This is a genomic window from Streptomyces sp. NPDC047515 (assembly GCF_040643055.1).
Lineage (GTDB): Bacteria > Actinomycetota > Actinomycetes > Streptomycetales > Streptomycetaceae > Streptomyces.
Map to the genome: position 1 here is coordinate 17,434 of NZ_JBEYTM010000012.1, position 18,381 is coordinate 35,814.

The 18,381-nt window shown below is 68.5% G+C and carries 18 protein-coding genes and 1 pseudogene; 6 read left to right on the forward strand and 13 right to left on the reverse strand.

The features are described 5' to 3' along the window. Window positions 1-2: 2 nt before the first annotated feature. Window positions 3-1,040 carry an aminoglycoside phosphotransferase family protein gene (locus ABZ826_RS12800; protein ID WP_361446361.1) on the reverse strand — a complete coding sequence of 346 codons (1,038 nt, stop codon included), beginning with the start codon at window positions 1,038-1,040 and terminating at the stop codon, window positions 3-5. A 33-nt stretch (window positions 1,041-1,073) separates the two neighbouring features. On the opposite strand from ABZ826_RS12800, the gene ABZ826_RS12805 reads away from it, so the two are divergent. Together ABZ826_RS12805 and ABZ826_RS12810 are read left to right on the forward strand one after the other, a co-directional pair. After that, window positions 1,074-1,748, forward strand: a complete 675-nt coding sequence (locus tag ABZ826_RS12805) for a rhomboid-like protein (RefSeq protein ID WP_361446363.1) — start codon at window positions 1,074-1,076, stop codon at window positions 1,746-1,748. A 55-nt stretch (window positions 1,749-1,803) separates the two neighbouring features. After that, the gene (locus tag ABZ826_RS12810; protein WP_361446366.1) at window positions 1,804-3,204 is read left to right on the forward strand and encodes an FAD-dependent oxidoreductase; all 1,401 of its coding nucleotides are present in this window, start codon (window positions 1,804-1,806) and stop codon (window positions 3,202-3,204) included. Between the two features lie 82 nt (window positions 3,205-3,286). On the opposite strand, the gene ABZ826_RS12815 is transcribed toward ABZ826_RS12810, so the two are convergent. The 3 genes from ABZ826_RS12815 to ABZ826_RS12825 all read right to left on the reverse strand — a co-directional run bounded on the left by ABZ826_RS12815 (window position 3,287) and on the right by ABZ826_RS12825 (window position 5,425). Continuing rightward, on the reverse strand, window positions 3,287-4,210 hold the full coding sequence (locus ABZ826_RS12815; protein WP_361446368.1) for an aminoglycoside phosphotransferase family protein: 924 nt from the start codon (window positions 4,208-4,210) through the stop codon (window positions 3,287-3,289). Window positions 4,211-4,385: 175 nt separating this feature from the next. After that, window positions 4,386-4,826: an NUDIX domain-containing protein gene (locus ABZ826_RS12820; protein ID WP_361446370.1), complete on the reverse strand. Its 441-nt coding sequence runs from the start codon at window positions 4,824-4,826 to the stop codon at window positions 4,386-4,388. Between the two features lie 155 nt (window positions 4,827-4,981). Further along, window positions 4,982-5,425: a helix-turn-helix domain-containing protein gene (locus tag ABZ826_RS12825; protein WP_361446372.1), complete on the reverse strand. Its 444-nt coding sequence runs from the start codon at window positions 5,423-5,425 to the stop codon at window positions 4,982-4,984. A 397-nt stretch (window positions 5,426-5,822) separates the two neighbouring features. On the opposite strand from ABZ826_RS12825, the gene ABZ826_RS12830 reads away from it, so the two are divergent. The 3 genes from ABZ826_RS12830 to ABZ826_RS12840 are packed head-to-tail and all read left to right on the forward strand — an operon-like array spanning window position 5,823 to window position 8,741. Then, window positions 5,823-6,617: a thioesterase family protein gene (locus tag ABZ826_RS12830; protein WP_361446374.1), complete on the forward strand. Its 795-nt coding sequence runs from the start codon at window positions 5,823-5,825 to the stop codon at window positions 6,615-6,617. Continuing rightward, window positions 6,614-7,315 (forward strand): SDR family oxidoreductase, encoded by a 702-nt coding sequence (locus ABZ826_RS12835; protein ID WP_361446376.1) that lies wholly within the window; start codon window positions 6,614-6,616, stop codon window positions 7,313-7,315. Before ABZ826_RS12830 ends, ABZ826_RS12835 begins: the two co-directional genes overlap by 4 nt. After that, a complete protein-coding gene (locus tag ABZ826_RS12840) occupies window positions 7,296-8,741 on the forward strand; it encodes an MFS transporter (protein WP_361446378.1) in 1,446 nt (481 codons plus the stop codon). Before ABZ826_RS12835 ends, ABZ826_RS12840 begins: the two co-directional genes overlap by 20 nt. Window positions 8,742-9,107: 366 nt before the next feature. On the opposite strand, the gene ABZ826_RS12845 is transcribed toward ABZ826_RS12840, so the two are convergent. Next, window positions 9,108-9,851 carry a class I SAM-dependent methyltransferase gene (locus ABZ826_RS12845; RefSeq protein ID WP_361446672.1) on the reverse strand — a complete coding sequence of 248 codons (744 nt, stop codon included), beginning with the start codon at window positions 9,849-9,851 and terminating at the stop codon, window positions 9,108-9,110. Between the two features lie 165 nt (window positions 9,852-10,016). After that, a complete protein-coding gene (locus tag ABZ826_RS12850; RefSeq protein WP_361446675.1) occupies window positions 10,017-10,907 on the reverse strand; it encodes a GNAT family N-acetyltransferase in 891 nt (296 codons plus the stop codon). Between the two features lie 170 nt (window positions 10,908-11,077). On the opposite strand from ABZ826_RS12850, the pseudogene ABZ826_RS12855 reads away from it, so the two are divergent. Then, window positions 11,078-11,388 (forward strand): annotated as a pseudogene (locus tag ABZ826_RS12855) (integrase); the annotation flags it as partial. A 295-nt stretch (window positions 11,389-11,683) separates the two neighbouring features. Here ABZ826_RS12855 and ABZ826_RS12860 read toward each other — a convergent pair. The 7 genes from ABZ826_RS12860 to ABZ826_RS12890 form a co-directional block, all read right to left on the reverse strand. Then, window positions 11,684-12,913 carry a hypothetical protein gene (locus ABZ826_RS12860; protein ID WP_361446380.1) on the reverse strand — a complete coding sequence of 410 codons (1,230 nt, stop codon included), beginning with the start codon at window positions 12,911-12,913 and terminating at the stop codon, window positions 11,684-11,686. Continuing rightward, window positions 12,852-13,961, reverse strand: a complete 1,110-nt coding sequence (locus tag ABZ826_RS12865) for a site-specific DNA-methyltransferase (RefSeq protein ID WP_361446382.1) — start codon at window positions 13,959-13,961, stop codon at window positions 12,852-12,854. The genes ABZ826_RS12860 and ABZ826_RS12865 overlap by 62 nt, the downstream gene beginning before the upstream one ends. A 222-nt stretch (window positions 13,962-14,183) precedes the next feature. Continuing rightward, window positions 14,184-14,651, reverse strand: a complete 468-nt coding sequence (locus ABZ826_RS12870) for an NUDIX domain-containing protein (RefSeq protein WP_361446384.1) — start codon at window positions 14,649-14,651, stop codon at window positions 14,184-14,186. A gap of 90 nt (window positions 14,652-14,741) precedes the next feature. Then, window positions 14,742-15,272, reverse strand: coding sequence for an ATP-binding protein (locus ABZ826_RS12875; RefSeq protein WP_361446386.1), 531 nt, complete (start codon window positions 15,270-15,272; stop codon window positions 14,742-14,744). A 117-nt stretch (window positions 15,273-15,389) separates the two neighbouring features. Further along, entirely contained in the window at window positions 15,390-16,127 is a 738-nt protein-coding gene (locus ABZ826_RS12880) for a methyltransferase domain-containing protein (protein WP_361446389.1), read from the reverse strand. A 60-nt stretch (window positions 16,128-16,187) separates the two neighbouring features. After that, the gene (locus ABZ826_RS12885) at window positions 16,188-17,582 is read right to left on the reverse strand and encodes a hypothetical protein (protein ID WP_361446391.1); all 1,395 of its coding nucleotides are present in this window, start codon (window positions 17,580-17,582) and stop codon (window positions 16,188-16,190) included. Between the two features lie 2 nt (window positions 17,583-17,584). Then, window positions 17,585-18,349 carry a hypothetical protein gene (locus ABZ826_RS12890; RefSeq protein ID WP_361446393.1) on the reverse strand — a complete coding sequence of 255 codons (765 nt, stop codon included), beginning with the start codon at window positions 18,347-18,349 and terminating at the stop codon, window positions 17,585-17,587. Window positions 18,350-18,381: the final 32 nt, after the last annotated feature.

The window sequence follows — 18,381 nt, forward strand, 5'->3', positions numbered from 1 at the left end:
GGTCAGCGTAAGCACCGGCCCGTGACCGGCCGGCCCCGCCCCAGCAACTGCCGCGCGATCTCGGCCTGGTCCGGGGCCAGCCGCCGCTGCCCGTCCGACACGTCCCACAGACCGTTCTGCAGCAGCCGCCCCAGCGTCCAGGCCCGCGTCCGCTCCCGGTCCAGTCCCAGCGCCTGTGTCAACACGTCGAACCGCCACCGCACCGCCGCCGCGTCGAATCTGTTGACCAGCGCCGGAAGCAGCTCGAACGCCGGATCGCCGACCAGTGGTTTCGGGTCGATGGCCACCCACCGGCCCTCCCTCCCGGCCAGTACGTTCCCGTAATGCAGGTCCCAGTGCAGCAACCGGTCCCCCGGCTCACCGGCGACCTCACACACCGCCGCCGCGCAGTCCGCCAGCAGCCGCCGCTCCTCCTCGTCCGCCAGCGCCGCCACCGCCCCCGGCGCCTCCTGAAGCATCCGCGCCGCCATCTCCCCCAGCCCTCGCAGAGCCGGTGGCCCTGGCGGAACCGGCGATCCCGACAGAGCCGGTGGCCCTGGCAGAGTCGGCGATCCTGACAGCCCGCGATCCGCCGAAGCCGGAGCCGAGGCCGAGGCCGAGGCCGAAACAGGAGCCGGTACGGACGAAAGCCGGGCCAGCAGCCCCGCCAGAATCAGCACCGCCTCCCGCTCGTCCGCCATCCCCGCCAGCGAGCGGCGGCCGTCCAGTCGCTCCAGCAACAGCGTCCCCGTCGCCGTGTCGTGGTCCAGCAGCTCCACGGCCCCCGCGCCCGCCTCGCCCCACACCCGCAGCGCGACCGGCTCCCCCACGGTCTCCTCGTCCACCGGCTGGAGCTTCAGCGCCGCCGGACGACCGTCCGCCACCCGCACAACCGGAAGCACCAGTGCGCACACCCCGTGGAACGCCTCCCCGTCCCGCCGCAGCCCCCACCGCCCCAGGAACTCGGCGGCCCGCCCCGGCAACGCCGCCAGAAAGACCCGCCCGGCCGCCCCGTTGTACTTGGACTGGGTGTCGATCAGTCCGTCCGGAATGTCAATCACGCGGACGATCGTAGAGCCGTGCATCAATCGGATATGACTCCGAGCAGCCCCGCCCCGCCCACCCGGCCGCGCACCACCGCCGGCTCGTGGATCCGCAGCGTCGGCTCATGGATCCGCAGCGCACCGGGCACCTACATCTGGCTGGCCGCGCTCTTCGTCACAACCGTCATCGTGCACCAGATGTCCCCGGACTTCGAGAAGGACTTCCTGCGTCAGCGCTCGACCAACATCCACGAACTCTCCCACGACCCCGTACGCGTACTGATCGTCAGCGCCTTCTGGATCGACAGCGGCCTATGGGTCCCCTACGCCATCCTCTACACCGTCTTCCACGCCCCCGCCGAACGCTGGCTGGGCACCCTGCGCTGGTTCGCCGTCGCCGTCGCCGCCCATGTCCTCGCCAGCCTCGTCAGCGAAGGCATCCTGGCCTGGGCCATCCGGCACGGACACGTACCGGAGTCCGCCGCCAACACACTCGACATCGGAGTCAGTTACGCGCTCGCGGGCGTCATCGCCGTCCTCACGTACCGCGTCCCGACGTCCTGGCGGCCCGTGTACCTCTTCGCCGTACTGGTCTTCTACGGCATCCCCCTCGTCACCGGCCCCACCTTCACCGACCTCGGCCACTTCACCGCCGTACTCATCGGCCTCGCCTGCTACCCACTGACCCGGTCCCGGCACAGGACGAAAACCCCTCCGGCGCAGTAACGTCCCGCTCACACGCTTCACGACAGGGCTTCACACCGGACAAAGCAGGGGCAACATGAGCACCGTCAGCACCGTCAACGGCGGCATATCGTTCTGGTACGCGGACCAAGGCACCCCCCTGGCCCGGGAGCCCCTGCCCGGCGACACCACTGCCGACATCTGCATCGTCGGCGGCGGATACACCGGGCTCTGGACCGCCTACTACCTCAAGAAGGCCGTCCCCTTCCTCAACATCGTCGTCCTCGAAGGCAAGTTCTGCGGCTACGGCGCCTCCGGGCGCAACGGCGGCTGGCTCTACAACGGCATCGCGGGCCGCGACCGGTACGCGAAACTCCACGGCCACGAAGCCGCCGTCCGCCTCCAGCAGGCGATGAACGACACCGTCGACGAAGTCGTCCGGGTCGCCGCCGAGGAGAACATCGACGCCGACATCCACCAGGGCGGTGTTCTCGAAGTCGCCTACACCCCGGCCCAACTGGCCCGGCTCAAGGACTTCCACTCCGTGGAGATCGCCTTCGGCGAGAAGGACCGCGTCCTGCGCGGCGCCCGCGAGACCGCCGAGCGTGTCAACGTCACCGGAGCCGTCGGCTCCACCTGGACCCCGCACGGCGCCCGCCTGCACCCGGTCAAACTCGTCAAGGGCCTCGCGGCGACCGTCGAGGCACTCGGCGTCACGATCCACGAATCGACACCGGTCACCGAGATCGAGCCCAAGCACGCCCGCACCCCGTACGGCACCGTCCGCGCCTCGTACATCCTGCGCTGCACCGAGGGCTTCACCGCGAACCTCAAGGGCCAGAAGCGCACCTGGCTCCCCATGAACTCGTCGATGATCGCCACCGAGCCGCTCCCGAGCTCGATGTGGGACACCATCGGCTGGGACGGCCGCGAGACCCTCGGCGACATGGCCCACGCCTACATGTACGCCCAGCGCACCGCCGACGACCGCATCGCGCTCGGCGGTCGCGGCGTGCCGTACCGCTACGGCTCGGCCACCGACAACGACGGCCGCACCCAGCCCGCCACCATCGAGGCCCTCCGCGACATCCTCGTCCGCCTCTTCCCCACCACCGCGGCCGCGCGCATCGACCACGCCTGGTCCGGTGTCCTCGGCGTCCCCCGTGACTGGTGCGCCACCGTCACCCTGGACCGCTCCACCGGCCTCGGCTGGGCCGGCGGCTACGTCGGCTCCGGCGTCGCCACCACCAACCTCGCCGCCCGTACCCTGCGCGACCTGATCCAGCAGGACTCCGGCCAGTCCGGCCCCACGGAGCTGACGTCCCTGCCCTGGGTCAACCACAAGGTCCGCCGGTGGGAACCGGAACCCTTCCGCTGGATCGGCGTCCACGGCATGTACGCCGCCTACCGCGCCGCCGACCGCCGCGAACTCGCCTCGCCCCGCGTGGGCACCGACCCCATCGCCAAGGCCGCGGACCGGCTGGCCGGGCGGCACTGAGCGAACGGCCGGACCCCCGCCACCGGGTGGTGGCGGGGGTCCTCGGGCCCTGCGGTCAGCGGTGCGAACGCCGAGCGGGTGCTCATGTGCCGGAGTCGTGGTCGGCCAGGACCTCCCCGATCACATGCCGTGAGCGGGCGGCGAGCGGGGGATTCCGGTGCTGGTAGTAGGGCAGCTGGATCAACGCGACGGAGAGCGCCCAGCCGCGGCCCCGCTGCCAGGTCGCGGCGTCGACCGCCAGAGCGTCACCGAAAGCCCTCCGGTGTTCGGCGGAGAAGATCTCCCACGCGGGAAGCAGGTCGCAGGCGGGGTCCCCGACGCCCAGTCCGCCGAAGTCGATGACCCCACTCAGCCGGTCCTGCCGGAACAGCAGGTTCCCCGAGGACAGATCCCCGTGGATCCAGACAGCCGGCCGGCTCCAGGCCGGTGCCCGCAGCGCGGTGTCCCACGCGGCGGTCACCGCTTCGGTGTCGATCGCCCCCGGTCCCGTGTCCGTCGCCAGTGCCGCGATGGCCTCGCGGGTCGCGGCATCGCGGTCGGCCAGCGGCACGCCGCGGAAGAAGTTGTGATCTCCCGGGGGCGGCCCGCCGTCGGCGTCGACCGACTGCAGGCCGGTGATGAATTCAGCCAGCTCAGCGGCGGTGCGGCGGGGATCGGCGACGCGTTCCGCGTTCTCGCCCCGAAGCCAGGGATACACCGACCAGTGCCAGGGATAGCCCGCGCCGGGGACTCCCTTCCCGAGCGGCTCGGGAACAGGCAGCGGCAGGAGCGGTGCGAGCCTCGGCAGCCACTGCTGCTCCTTGGCCACCTGCAGGGCCGCTCCAGGGATACGAGGCAGCCGTACCGCCATGTCCGCGCCGAGCCGGTACATGGCGTTGTCCGTGCCCGAAGAGGCCACCGGTTCAACGGGAAGATCCGTCCACTGCGAGAACTGCGCACCGATCAGCCGCCTCACGAGAGGGACGTCGAGCTCCGCCTCGTCGGCATGCATCTTCCCGGCAACCATGAAAACCCTTCGTCGGCTCGGCAGACCTTTGAACGTGTTGAGCGCGTCGACCGCTTGTCCGCATCGACCGCGTCGACCGCGTTGTCTGCATTGTCCGGTCTTCCATGTCGACCGCTCGTCCGCGTCGATCCCACCGTCCCGGAACGTCCGGCACATCACAAGCGAATTACCCGGCTCACCGGCCGGTCACGTCCGGCGTCCGGCGTGCACCGATCATCGCGAGAGCATCGAGCGCGGCCGCGGACAGCATCGAGTCCTCCAAACCGGACAAGGGCATCCAGCTGACAGCACTCGTGGAGTCATCGGCCTTGGTCACCACGGGCGGGCCGGGCTTGAGATCGACGAGGTAGAAGAGCCCCACCAGGTTCCAGCCGATCCCGAGCCGGTGGGCCGTGTACGCCCGCGCGTCCACCAGCCGGGCGTCGAGGAGTTCGAGGCCCGTCTCCTCGTACAGTTCACGCTCCAGCGTCTCCCGCGGCTGCTCGCCCGGATCGATCCCTCCGCCCGGCAGGTGCCACAGCCCGGGTTCGAAAACCGGTGACTTCTCCGAGAGCCGGGTCAGCAGCAGTTGGTCCCGCACGGTGGCCATGCCGTACGCCGATACGCGGGAGCGCACGTCGCTTTCCAATGTGGCCCCCCTGACTCCGAGTCGGGCGGACTTCACCGCCCCGTGCGGACCATCTATTGACCACACCCGATGAGGGACCGGTGACCACACGCGATGAGGGACCGGCCGGTCTCGCCCTCGTCCCGGCGCCGGGGCGCCCCGGACTACTGCGGGACGCCGCCGAGACGGATCGCGTGGGTGCTGTCGGGAGGGACAGGCCGACTGCAGGCGTCACAGACGGTGCGTGGATGGAGTACCTCTCCGCAGTCATGCCTCAACACCGTCGGGGGTTCCCCCTCGGTCACGTAGCGGTCGCCCCATTCCATGAGGGCGAGCAGGACCGGCTGCAGCGCGAGCCCGGCCTCGGTCAGCGTGTACTCGTAGCGCGGCGGGTGTGCCTGGTAGAGCTCCTTGGCCAGGACTCCGTTCTCCACGAGCTTCTTCAGCCGGGCCGTGAGGATGTCCCGGCTGGCGCCGGTGTTCGCCGCGATCTGGTCGAAGCGGCGCGCCCCGAGGAACACCTCCCGCAGCGCGAGCAGGCTCCAGCGCTCACCGATGACGGCGAGCGAGTTCGCGATGGAGCAGGAACGTGGGCGAGCGGCGGGCATCTGGGTGGACCTCCTGGGGTTGCGGCGGGCCGACGGGTCACAGCGCGTCCGGGCGCCGCTCCCCGATCCGGCCTGATCCGAATGACAGACCCCTGAGGGCTGTCCCGTAATCCCTGGCGGGCGCGCGACGACAGCTACGGGGCAGCCCTCAGTTGTCGTTTCCAACCCACTATAAGCACGGCGCGTTGGAAAACGGGACCCACCATGCGTCCTTGGCGGTCGACGCCCGGAATGGCGCTCGGACACCGAACGACATGACCGTTTGATTTTCAAACTGACACACCTATAGTGAGTCCTGTTTTCCAACTGCCTAGCGGCTCGTTGGGCTCGACCGAATGAGGAGACGGGAATGAGGGCTTCATCACCCGGCAGCGCGTGTGCCACCGATGATCAGGCGGTGGCTCGGATCGACCCCTTGTGGCGGTCCTGGGCGGGGGCGCACGGGGGGCATGTCGCGGCGGCCGCGCTCACCACCATGCGGGAACGAGGCGTCGGGGAAGGCCGTCCGGTCCGCGCCCTGACCGCCCACTTCCTCGCCTCTGTCGGCTCCCTTCCGCTCCATCTGTCCCTGTCCAGGCCGCCGGTGGGGCGCCGGGCCGCGACCTGCGCCTTCACGGGCCATCAGGACGGAGCCACGGTGCTCGTGGGCTCGGCGGTATTCGGCCACGGCCGCCGGGGGCCCGGCTATGTCGGGCGGACCTCGCCCCGGGTACCGGGTCCGGCCGACTGCATGCCCCTCGACCTGTCGGCCGGGTTCGTGGCCTTCGCCCAGCAGGTGGAGGTCCGTCCCGCCACCAAGGCGCTGCCCCTCGCCGGGGGTGAGCGGGCCGAGCTGGTCGCCTGGGTGCGGTTCACCGACGGGCGGGCGCTGGACGAGGCCGCGGTCGTCACCCTCACCGACGTCCTCCCGCCCGCCCTGTTCGCGCACTGGCGCACCCCGCGCCCGGTGCCGACCGCCGAGCTGACCATCCACTTCACCGACGCGCTGGACACCGAGGCACTCACGGGCTGGGCCCTGGTCCGGATCCGCACCGAACAGGCCGGCAGCGGCTGGGCGGTGGACGACAGCGCGGTGTGGTCGGCCGACGGCCGACTGCTGGCCCTCGCCCGGCAGGCCCGCGTCGTCCAGGACGCCTCCGCGGATCACGCGTCCTCACCCTCCTCCACGACACTCCAGCAGGAGACCCTGTGAACATCAACGGATCCATCGCGCTCATCACCGGTGCCAACCGAGGACTGGGCCGTGCCTTCGCGCAGGGCCTGCTGGCGCGCGGCGCGCACACCGTGTACGCAGCGGCCCGCGACCCGAAGTCGGTGACCGACCCCGGACTGACGCCCATCGCACTCGACATCACCGACCCGGCCTCCGTGGCCGCAGCCGCCGAGCGCTGCTCGGACACCACCCTGCTGGTCAACAACGCGGGCATCCTGCGCGGCGATTCGCTGCTCGGCTCGGACACCCTCGACGGGGCGCGCGCCGAGCTGGAGACCAACCTGTTCGGCACACTCGCCATGTGCCGAGGCTTCGCCCCCGTTCTCGGCAGGAACGGCGGCGGGGCCCTGGTCAACATGGTCTCCGTGCTCGCCTGGCACACGCTCCCGCAGATCGGCTCCTACGGCGTCTCCAAGGCGGCGGCCTGGTCGATGACCAACGCGGTACGCGAAGAGCTGCGCCCGCAGGGCACCCTCACGGTCGCCGTGCACGCCGCGTTCATCGACACCGACATGGCGGCCGGCACCGACCAGCCCAAGATCAGCCCCGCCGACGTGGTCGAGCAGGTCCTCGACGCCGTCGAGGCCGGCCGTGAGGAAGTCCTCGCCGACGCCATCACCCGCCAGATCAAGACCATGCTCTCCGGAGGAACGAACCATGACCACCGTTCTGCGTGACGCGGCAGCCGGGGAACGCGGCACCGCCCACGGCAGCAGCCCCGTGCCGGTCCTCGTCGCCGCCTGCCTGGGGCTGTTCACGGTGTTCCTCCAGACCACCGGGACCATCGGCACGCTCGGCGCCGTCCAGACCGACCTGCGCCTCGCCCCGGCCGACATGGTGTGGGTGCCGAGCATGTACACCCTGGTCGTGGCGTCCTGCGTACTCGGCGCCGGCGCACTGGCCGACCGGTGGGGGCGCAAGCGCGTCTTCGTCGCCGGCACCGCGGCGATGGCCGCGGGCGCACTGGTGCTGGTCCTGGCCGACAACCTGGCCACCGTCCTCACCGGCCAGGCGATCGCCGGCCTGGGCGGTGCCCTGATCACGCCCAGCTCGCTCGCGCTGATCACACACGCCGTCCGCGACCCGCGCCGCCGCGCCGGGGCGATCGCCGCATGGGCGGCCACCTCCGGGCTGGGGCTGGCCGTCGGCCCCCTCATCGCGGGCCTCGCGCTGCGCTGGTGGACCTGGCACGCGGCATTCTGGCTCAACCTCGCCGTGGCGGGCCTTGCGGCGGCGGTCGCGCTCGGCCGGGTCCCCGAGTCCCGCAACCCGGCCCAACACCTGGACTGGGCGGGGCAGTTCACCGTGATCGCGGGTCTCGCGCTACTGGTCTTCTGGCTGATCGATGGCGGTCACCACGGCTACGGCTCCGCACGGGCCCTGGCCGCTGTCGTGGCAGCGGCCCTTCTCCTGGCCGCCTTCACCATCGTCGAACTGCGCCGCACCGCCCCCATGGTCGACCTGCGACTCATGCGCGATCCGTCCTACAGCGCCTCTCTTCTGCTGGCCGCGATCGTCCTGTTCGGCTTCGTCGGCCTCTCCCTTCTCCAAGTGCTGTGGCTACAGCGGGTACGGGGCCTGACCGCCCTGCAGGTGGGCGTCCAACTCCTCGCGGAATTCGGCGCGTTCATCGCCGCCTCGGTCCTGGCCGGAATACTGGTGCGCCGACTCGGCCCGCGCGTCCTGATCACGGCGGGCCTGCTGCTCGCGGCCTTCGGCGCCGCCCTCTTCACGCAGGTCGAACCGGACACCGCGTTCGCCGGGTACGCCGCCGCCTTCGTCCTGTTCGGCCTCGGCTGCGGTCTCGCCAACGCCCCGTCCACCGCCCTCGCCGTCGGCCACGTCCCACCCGGCCGCGAGGGCGAGGCCGGCGGCACCGTCAACGCCGCCCGCCAGATCGGCGCCGTCCTCGGCACCAGCATCCTCGGCACACTGATCACCACACGCTTCGAGGACCGCGTCACCCACGTCCACGACCCGCGCACCGCGTTCACCGACGTGGTCGCCCACGCCACCTGGGTCGCGGTCGCGGTCCTCCTCGTCGGCACCGCCCTGGCACTCGGACTGTCGGGGTGGTCCCGCCGTAGGACCACCGCCCCATAAGAGGAGCTCAGGACAGCGAGCGGGGCGCTGCCGGAAGCCGCGGAATCGCCGGAGAAGAGTTCGGCGCCGACCATCACCCCGTTGCACGGCGGTTGCACGGCGGTCTTGGAGTTCGGCGAACCCTTCCGCGAGCGCCCGTCATCGACGAAACCGGGCGAGGCCCCGGTCGGGTAGCCCGGGGCATCCCGGCCCCGGGCTACCCGACCAGGCTCGTTTGCGGCGGCCAGTGGCCGTCGTCCGGTGCCGCGTGGCCACCGGACGACGACTCACCTGTCACCCGAGCCGCCCTTCCTGATCGCGGAAGCTGTCCCGGGCCCCGAGAGCAGGCAGCCGGGTTGCCACCAGGTTCTGGGCGGCGGGGCTGTGTCAGGCGTGGTCGGGCGTCCGACCGAGTACGAGGGAAACGAAGCCCAAGGTGTCCCGGTAGCCGCGCAGCCATTCGGTCCGGCGGACGGTCGCCGTGGTGAGCGCATGGGAACTGTCCGGATCGGCCGGGTGGTCGAGCGCCCAGGAGGCGAGCGCCCCCCAGCAGGCCCATTCGTAGTCGTCCAGTTCGTGACGTGTGCTGACGTGCCCGTGGATCGGCGTCCATCCGTCGGCGACGACGCGATCCACGGTGGTCGCCAGGTCGGTGAGGTCACCGAGCATGTCGATGGCCTCCTGGGACGGGGCTCGGTCCCAGAATCCCTCACCGATCAGGACACGGCCGCCGGGGGCCAGGTGCTTGCGGGCCGCGGCGAGGGTGGGCAGCAGACCACCGAAGGCGTGCGTGGCCCCGACGCTGATCACCAGGTCGAACGGCTCCGCGGAGACGAAGCCTTCGGCTTCCTGGTGGTGGAGGACGAGGCGGTCCTCCCCACCGCAGTCACTCGCCGCCTGCCGGGCCCGGGCCAGAGCGTCCGCGGAGATGTCCACGCCCTCGGCGTGCAGCTGCGGTCGTACGGCCAGGGCGCGCAGAAGCCATTCCGCGCTGCCGCAACCGAGGTCGAGCACCCGCTCGTCGCCTCGCGGCAGCCCGTGTTCCAGGAGCCGACGCACGGAGATGTCGTCGAGCGGAGACTTGATCGGGTGGTTGGTGTGGGCGATGGAGGAGATCTGTTCGCGGTTCAAAGCAAGCCTTTCCACGACGGGACGCACCTCGTCCCACTCCGGGACGGAGTCCTGCGAGGTGCTCGTCGATGCTTGAGTCCTGACGAAGAGTCGGATGGCCCGAAGACCGGCGTCGACCGGCCTGCGGGCGGACCCTGCTGACGCTGTGTCCGATTCCGAGATCGGCTAGTGCGGCAGGAGATCGAGCTTGTGGTGGACGATCCGATGGGTCGGCGTGTAGCCGACCGCGTCGTTGATCGCCCGCATCGGCACGTTGCCGTCGGCGGTGTCGGTGCGCAGGCCGTCGAGGTTCGGGTGCAGGTCGCGGGCCTGGATGATGGCGGCCGCCTTCATCCACCGGCCGAGACCGTTCCCGCGGTGCTCGGGCAGGACGCCGGTGCCGTAGTGCTGGCCGTCGCCGGTGCCGTCGCCGGGGACGACCAGCTCGGTGAATCCGGCGATCGAGCCGTCGGTCTCGTCGATGGCGACGACGGTGTGCAGCACATCGCCGCGCCGGGCCACGGCCGCGGCCGCGGCCCGGACGCGATCCACGTCCCAGTCCACCGTGCCGTAGTCGGTGTCGCCCATCGGCATGTCGTCCATGGCGCGGCGGGACAGTGCGAACGTGTCCGCGAGCTCGTCCGGGACAGTGCCGTCCCAGGAGAACAGCCGATAGCCCGGATGGGGCCGTTCGACGAGCGCCGTGAGCGCCGGCAGGTTCGCCTCGGCCAGGTTCAGCCGGGTGAACGTGAAGGCCGCGGCTTCGTTGAAGCCTCTGGCCGAGAGGAACCGCGCACCGGGGGACCCGGGTTCGGCCTGCGTCGCGAGCGAGCGGCGGCCGTCCTCGCGGGCGGCGTGCGCGGCGGCGGTCAGCAGCAGCGTTCCCGTGCCGTGTCTGCGTTCGGACGGGTGGACGTGCAGGTCCATCTCGGCGTAGTGCTTCTGTCCGGGCGTGGTGAACAGCCGCAGAAACACCGATCCGACAGGGATCCCATCAGCATCGGACGCCAGCCACGCAAGGCGGCGACTGAACGGCCTGTGCTCAGGATCGATCAGTGAGGTGATGTGAACGGACAGGGTGGCTCCAGAGTGAGGTGGTGTACGTCGAAATCGGGTTCGACAGCTCAGCACTCGTGCGCATGTGCTGCACACCTCCTCCTCGTTCGATGAGCCCGCCGTCCGGCGGCCGGTTGACCGTAGCGACCTGGGAAACGCGAACGCGAACCCTTTTCTCCGACCATGGATTTCAAGACGAGACGCGGGCCGCGGCCGGTGACCTGTGGCAGGAGCACAAGGTCGTGTTCTCTCGTTCGGCCCGATCCTGAACGAACTCGGGGTGGACATGCCCACGATCACGGAGATCCTGCGGCACACCCAGATCAGCCGGACCCGCCGGTACGTGAAGGGTCGATCGCACCTGTCGAAGGACGCAATGCGGCGCATGGGCGAGTTCTCCGTACCGCCGCCAGAGGCCCCGCCCGAAGCCACAACTGAGACCGGAACTGAGACGACGGACACCCGCGCGGCCCGCTCCCGGCGTCGTCGCCGCATCCGCTGAACAAAAGAACCCCAGCTCAGAGCGCATCTGAGCTGGGGTTCCACTTGAGCCCCCTGTCGGATTCGAACCGACGACCTACGCATTACAAGGGCCTACAAGATCATCCCGGGTGGTGGTGGACGGTGCCACCGAATCCCGTTTCCACTGGTCAGAGGCTTGCGGCCGTGACAGGCGTGACGTTCGGTCTGCCCTCCTGCCACCCAGTCCGCTCACGCAGCGCTCACGCATCCGCCGATGCAACGGCGGAGGCAGCGGACTGTCCGCTACCGGTTTCCTGCCAGGTCGAGCCGCGCCTCTAAAGGGTCATCTGTCCAGAGTTCCCAACAGTCTTCTTGCTCTTCTTGGCGGGCGCGAGCTCTGGGAGGTACTTGGAGAGGCGCAGCGTTATCTGGCTCCGCAAGCGGTCAACTGACCCGCCGGCCTGTAGAGCTGCTTCCGGTGCGACGTCGAGCGTGTAGTGGCTCAAGGTAGCCGAGTCGGTGCCGATCACCCGCCACAGCGCTAGAGGATTCGGGGTGTTCGTTGCCGACTCTTCGACATCAAAGACATAGATCCATGCTGGCGGGTTCTCAACCGGCTCATTGCCTTCTCGTACAAGCCTCCACGTGCCGTCCCCGTATTCGACCAAGTCCGGGCGGCCCAAGTGTCGTTGCCAGCTATCCCACACCGCACGCGGGATAGCCAGAATGCAGCCCGCAGACGATTCATGGGCGCCAACTTGGAACTTGAACATCATCTGGTAGAAGGTCCGCTTGAACGCGTTCGCAATATTCGGCCCCTCAACCTTCTCTGAAAGCCATTGAGGGTGCGAAGCTACAGCATTTCCGAACTCTCCAGCATGCATATGCCTCGCGTTCCGGAGATTCGAGACGGCCTTCTGGTAGGTCCCATGAAAGTCCATCGTCTGAATCTCGAATACCCCGTAGCGACCTACACTAAGGGCGCCCGCATCGTCCGGCAGAAGTTCGATCATGGTGGCGTCGAATGAAAATTCTGGCGATCGATCGGTCGGACTGATCGAGATTTCACCGCCGAGCTTGTTCTGAAAATACACGATTGTGGGCTTGGCGTCGGCGACCCTACTACGAACCTTTGTCGCCGCAGCCTCATCCTCCAGGACCGGCACGGCCACGATACTGACATCGTCACCCTTTGCATGGCCGAAGAGCCGGTGGGCGGCATCATGCAGCATCTCAATGTCCAAAGCCCGGAACGGGCAGGCCAGCCAGTCTTGGCGGCTACCGTTACTGGTACTGCTAATGGTGCAGACACCTGCAGAGTTGGCACGCTTGACGCACTTCGTTTGACTCCCCGTGACCTCCGTCAGGAACGGGCAGCGCTCAACTGCCTGGTCCTGGAGGCTTGCCGGCGTTTCCGCGACCACTGGGTAAACTCGGTGCCCGAACCACTCGGCAATAAAGTTCCCCGGCTCCTTCTTGGCCTTCCCGCCGCTCCCGGACAATTTAAATCCCCACCTCGTTGTTTTCCTCGCCAAGATCGAAAGAAAGTTGCCCGGCCGCCTCACGGGCGTTCCTTGCGGCAGCTTCATGGAATGGCTTGTGCAGCTCAAATCCGATTGCCTTGCGACCATTCTTTGCGGCCACTGACAACGACCGCCCGGTACCGCAAAACGGGTCGAGGACCGTACCCCCCGGTGGGCAGGAACTAAGAATTCGCGGCGTGATCAAGTCAGCAGGGAATGTCGCCGAGTGGCCATCCGAACCAGAACGGACATGCGTCTTCACCACGTCAAGCGCGCCTTCTTCTACTTCCTGGTGGTCGTAGTAAGAGATCTCGGTTTCGTCGCCATCGATGGGTTCAAGTTCTTCAAAATCGTAGTAGACGACATCTCGCGCACCTTGTTCGACCTGGTCGATGTCGTAAAAGTACTTCGCGCGTCCCTCCTTGGGGCGTTTCACGAAGTGGAAGAAGTGTTCGTGGGCCAGCCGTAGCCGGTCTTTTTCAGGGCGCGGGGGAACGTTCGGCTTGTGCCAGATCAGATCGTTTCGCAGGATCCAGCGCCGGTCCTGCATAGCGATGGCGAAGCGGCTCGGAATAAGCAGCAGCTGCTTCTCCTGCCGGAAGCCACCCATCGGCGTGCGGCGCCGTGACCTCGGATTGTCTCCCAGCCCCTGGCGTCCATCGTGTCGGATGCTCGACCACCGGGCGAAGTAGGTGTCTCCGATATTGATCCACATACTGCCGCCGGGCTTAATCGCAGCGGCACCGCGTTGCAAGATCTCCACAAGGTGGCTGATGAACCACTCAGGCAAGGGCTCCAGGCCCAGAACGCCACCGTGGTCCCGGTACCACTCGTAGGGCGGCACGTCGGTCTGAACCCGGCTTGAGTCCTCAGCGAGCCACTGCTTGAGGACGTCCTCGTTGTGGTCTTGCCCATAGCTGCGCAGGCCCCAGTATGGCGGCGAAGTGATCAAGAGGTCGATCGACTCAGGCGCAAGATCTGCCATGAGGTCGTATGCGTCGCCGCAGCGAACTTGAATCCGATCATCGTCGGCCACGGCCTCATCCTGCTCTTGCGTCGCGCTCTGCGTCATCTCTACCTGTTGAACCACCTATGCAGAGTAGAGGGTCATGCCGTCAGCTAGCGAAGCACGACGGGTTTTACTCATCGGGATCCGGGCTGAGATCATCCGGCGCGTCCTTGGCAAGGTCGATCTGCAAGCACCGTGCCAGATTGAGCAGAGCGCCTGCCAGCGCCCAGGCCATGACAGGGCACGAGAGCCTCATTGGAGCCTTGCCTCCGGACTCGGTGGCGAGGCTCCATGCCGAGAGAGTCAGCCGAGGTGCGGGTAGGAGCCGACCAGAAAGTCGTCGATCTGCTGTCGCATGCTCGGGTGAATGTCGTACTGATCGAGGTCGGCGGGCTGGACAAAGCGCACTTCGTCGGCTTCGTCGTTGATTGTGGGGGCGCCGCCGGCGGGGTGGCCGATATAGGTGTTCTCGTACTGCTGGCGGATCTCGCCGTCGGTGTACGCCACGATGTGGTTCGGGTTGGTGTAGACGCCGAGGAAACCGGTGATCTCCGCGATGATTCCGGTCTCCTCCAGACACTCGCGGACCGCGCACTCGGCTGCGGTCTCGCCGATGTCCTGGGCTCCGCCGGGGAGGGCCCACTGGCCGGTGTCGCGGCGACGCTGGAGAAGGATGGCGCCTGTCTCGTCGGCGACGAGCAGGTTGCTGGCCGGGATGAGGGTGTTCGCTTTTGGAGCGGCCGGGTCGTTGTAGTACTCAGTCCTGCCCACGTTCGGCGATCCTCCCTCGGTCGGCACCCAACGGACTCGCGCCAGCCCGGACGGGCTGGCCCCGCGAGCCTAGCCATTCACGTCCCGCAGTCACAGCTCGCGTAGGGCAGTGAGGACCTGCCCCATCACGAGCGGGGTGACTTCCGGACCACCGCCGGCGAGGCCGGTAATTGCTTCCTTGGGGTGCGTTGGAATCTCGGCCCAGACGGTCTTTCCGGGCGGAGAGGGCTCGGGATAGTAGCCCCAGCGGTTGGCCATGGTCTGGGTCAGGAGCAGTCCCCGACCTCCGGTGGCGTGACTGTCGCTCGCTCGGGGCGTCGGCGGGCGGGGGTCGCGGTCGCTGACCGCGACCAGAACGCCACGTACGGTCGGCCAGAGTTTAAGAACGATCGTTCCGATGGCGGCGTTCCCGGCGTAGGGCGCTGTGGTCACCGCGGGTGGATGTGCATGTTGGATCGCGTTGGTGGCCAGCTCCGATACGAGGAGACGTGCAACCTCGATGCCTTCGACCGGGAAGCGCCAGTGCTGGAGGACATCGACGGTATGGCGGCGGGCCCAGGCGACGGCGTTCGGGGTGGCGGCGAGGGTCAGTTCACTGGCAGGCGGTGGAATCTGGTTCATGCGGGTGGCTCCCTCGGCGACGTGGCCGGGTGGGTGCAGCGCTTTGGCGTGCATGGAAGCCCGCGAGGCCGGGACGGCTGGAGACGGGGCGCCTCGGCCTCGCGGGCGGCCTGTGGGCTACTTCGTGGCGACGACGTAGACGCTGCCCCAGCGGCGCTTCGGGTTGGCCATGCTGGGGTCGAAGGTCCAGGGCTCGACGGTGGTGAAGCCAGCCTCGGTGAAGAGCTGGACGAGCTTCTCGTGGTCGTAGGCCCACAGGTGCGGGGTGTACGTGGGGTCGTCGTCCTGGTCTCGGAAGACGAGGTTGACGAGGTCGAGACGGGTGTTGATGTCGTCGCGGCAGTCACGCTTGGCGTACCAGCGCTGGATCGTCTCGTCGGAGGCGTCCAGAGTGCCGGGGTACTGGTTGAGGGCGAAGGCGGCGTCGGGGACGCCGGTGGTGATCCGGCCGCCCGGCATGAGGACGCGGTGGGCTTCGCGGATGTAGTGCTTGGCGGAGCGGGGGTAGTCGATGTGCTCCAGGAAGTGCTCGGAGAAGATTTCGGCGGTGCTGTCGTCCTGGAGGGGGATGCCTTCGCGGATGTCCCACAGGAGGTCGGCCGGCGGGACGAGGTCGATGTTGAAGAAGCCGTCGATGCGGTGGCCTCCCCCGCCGATCTGAACCCTGTCGGGCTTGTCGTCGATGCGACCGTTGGGCCAAGCGCGGCGGCTGGCGTGGTGGTACCGGTGAAGTTCGATCTCCTTGGCGGCGGTCCGGAGGGTGCGGGCGAGGCCGTGGGTGGTGGCGGGGTCGGCGAGGACGGAGGCGATCTGCTCGCCGAGAAGGTCGACGGAAGGCATGTTGGAGGGACTCATCACGGATCTCCTGCGTGTGAGGTTGCTCGGGGTGGGGTGTGCCGCGATCGGCGGCGTTGATCAGGCAGCGCTGGGCGCGGGAGCTGCCCACTGGTTGTTGCGCATGAGGGTGTACTTGATGTCCACCAGCCGCGGAGCGATGGTCAGCGCGAGCTCTTCGGCGGGGTGAAGGTGGCCGGCGTCGTCCTGCTCCGCGCGCCAGACGCGGTAATCGAGGTTGGGGTAGGCCGGGTTGATGCCGATCTCACCCTTGGGCATCGTGCCGTTGAACGGGACGACGATGTCCATGTGGTTCCAGTAGTTCCAGGCTTGCAGCGCTTTGTGCTGGTCGAAGTAGAAGTAGAAGTCGGGGTAGCGGCCGAAGGTGCGCAGCTCCCGGTGGATGAGGTGGCCGAGAAGCGGTCCGAGCTGGGTGGCCAGCGAGTCGAACTCCCAGCGCGTGTGGTGCCAGGCTTCGGGGACCTCGTCGGCTGCGAAGAGGCGGGCAGCGACGAGGTAGCTGATCCGTTCGACCATGTACGCGCTCGCGTGGTTGGTGTCGATGGTCGGGTCGACTCGATGAATGAGCGCGGCCAGTTGCTTCGGACGCGGACGGAACTTGGCCAGGTCGAACTTGCCTGCCATCGCGGGGAAGGAGGCGAACAGCATCTCCTTGTAGAGCCAGTTGTTGAGCTCGCCGAGTTCGGCCAAGCGCCTGGTGTGACGGGAGGTCGAGTGGAGCATCAGGTACTCGGCGACCGCTTCGAAGTACAGGTAGCCGAGGATCGGCAGGCGGGGGATCGTCTCGTCGAGCAGCTTGAGGAACGGCTCGGCGTCGACCCGGTTGCCCCGGAAGGCGACGCCGGAAGCGGTGGCAAGAAACGCGGCCGAGTTCTTGACCCGGCTGACGACTGTCTCGCGTAGCTGGTGCCGTTCGTTCTTGCTCAGCAGGTATTCGAGGTGGCTGTAGATCTGTAAGTGGATGAGGCCCAGGCGCAGGTAGTCCACGCCGGCGAGTCCGCGGTACGCCTGCGGCGGGGTGTCGATCTCGAAGATAAGCGGGGTGGGGACGCGATCGGTGACGCCGAGCTTGGACAGGAAGGCCGGCGCTTCCTTCGTCAGGACGTAGGAGCCGAGGTTGTGCATCCGGAGGCCCTGGTCGGTCGCGGTGAGTGGCGCGCAGTAGATGCTGCCGACGAGACATCCGCCCGACGGGTAGAGGACCCCCTGCCGGCTGATCTCCTCCAAGGCGTGGGTGACGTGCAGCAGGTGCAGCTTGCCATTCCCGCTGAGGGCCTCGAAGAGGGCGTTCTGCCGCAGCAGGTGCCCGTTCGGGGTGTCCTCGGCAAGGCGTTTGTCCCAGGCCGTGGTCTGAGCGTCGAGTGGGGCGGCGTGGTCGGTGACGCTCGGGATGAGAGCGGAGTCGAAGAAGGCGTGGGCATCGGCCCACAGGTGGTAGGCGTCGCGGAAGTCCATGGTCAGACCAGGCCCTTCTCGGCGAGCGCGTAGCGGACGGCTGCGGGACCGCTGGCCCCGGCGAGGTAAGCCCGCTCCGAGACTAGGACCAGGTCGAAGGCGGGCCCACGCAGCTGGTCGAAGGCGGGTTCGTGGACATGCCGGGAGTCGGGCCACCACTTGAGCTTCGGCAAGCGGTAGCGGTCCAGGGCGTCGGCGGCCTTGACCAGATCAGTGATGCGCTCGACGCGGGCGTGGTCGGCCGTGTCGTCGGCCGCGAACTCCTCGTACGGGATGTCGTGCAGCCGCACGGCGGTGGCCGCCTGCACGATCCGCCGTGGTGTGGCGGCGAGGCCGAAGTGTCCCCAGACGGTGTCGGCGTTCGCGGCGAGCCATATGGCCGCGCGGGCGCCGTGCCCGCGGTCGTCCTGGTCGTGGCGCCGCTGGCAGTCATGTACGGCGGCGGCGAGGATCGCCGTGGCGGCGTCGGCGTCGTCGAGGCCGTTCGCCTCAGCGAGGACGGCGGCGAGCGCCGCAGTCCTCATGGCGTGCCGCACGCCGTGGAGCGACGTGTACAGCCGGGGGTCCGCCCACCACCGTGTCGGCAGTCCGCCGTGCGCGAGCAGCAACTTCGACTGCGGGCGCAGGACCGGTATCGGCGTCGGCGGAACGTCGGGCCTGTTGTCGCTGATCCACGCGACGGTGGCGTGGTCCATATGCTGGTGGAGCGGGAGCTGCCTTCGGGCAGCCAGGTCGATCAGACTTGCGGTCAACGGGGTCGTGCTCACTCGTGCCCACCCCCTTGGTGGTCTCCGCGGTG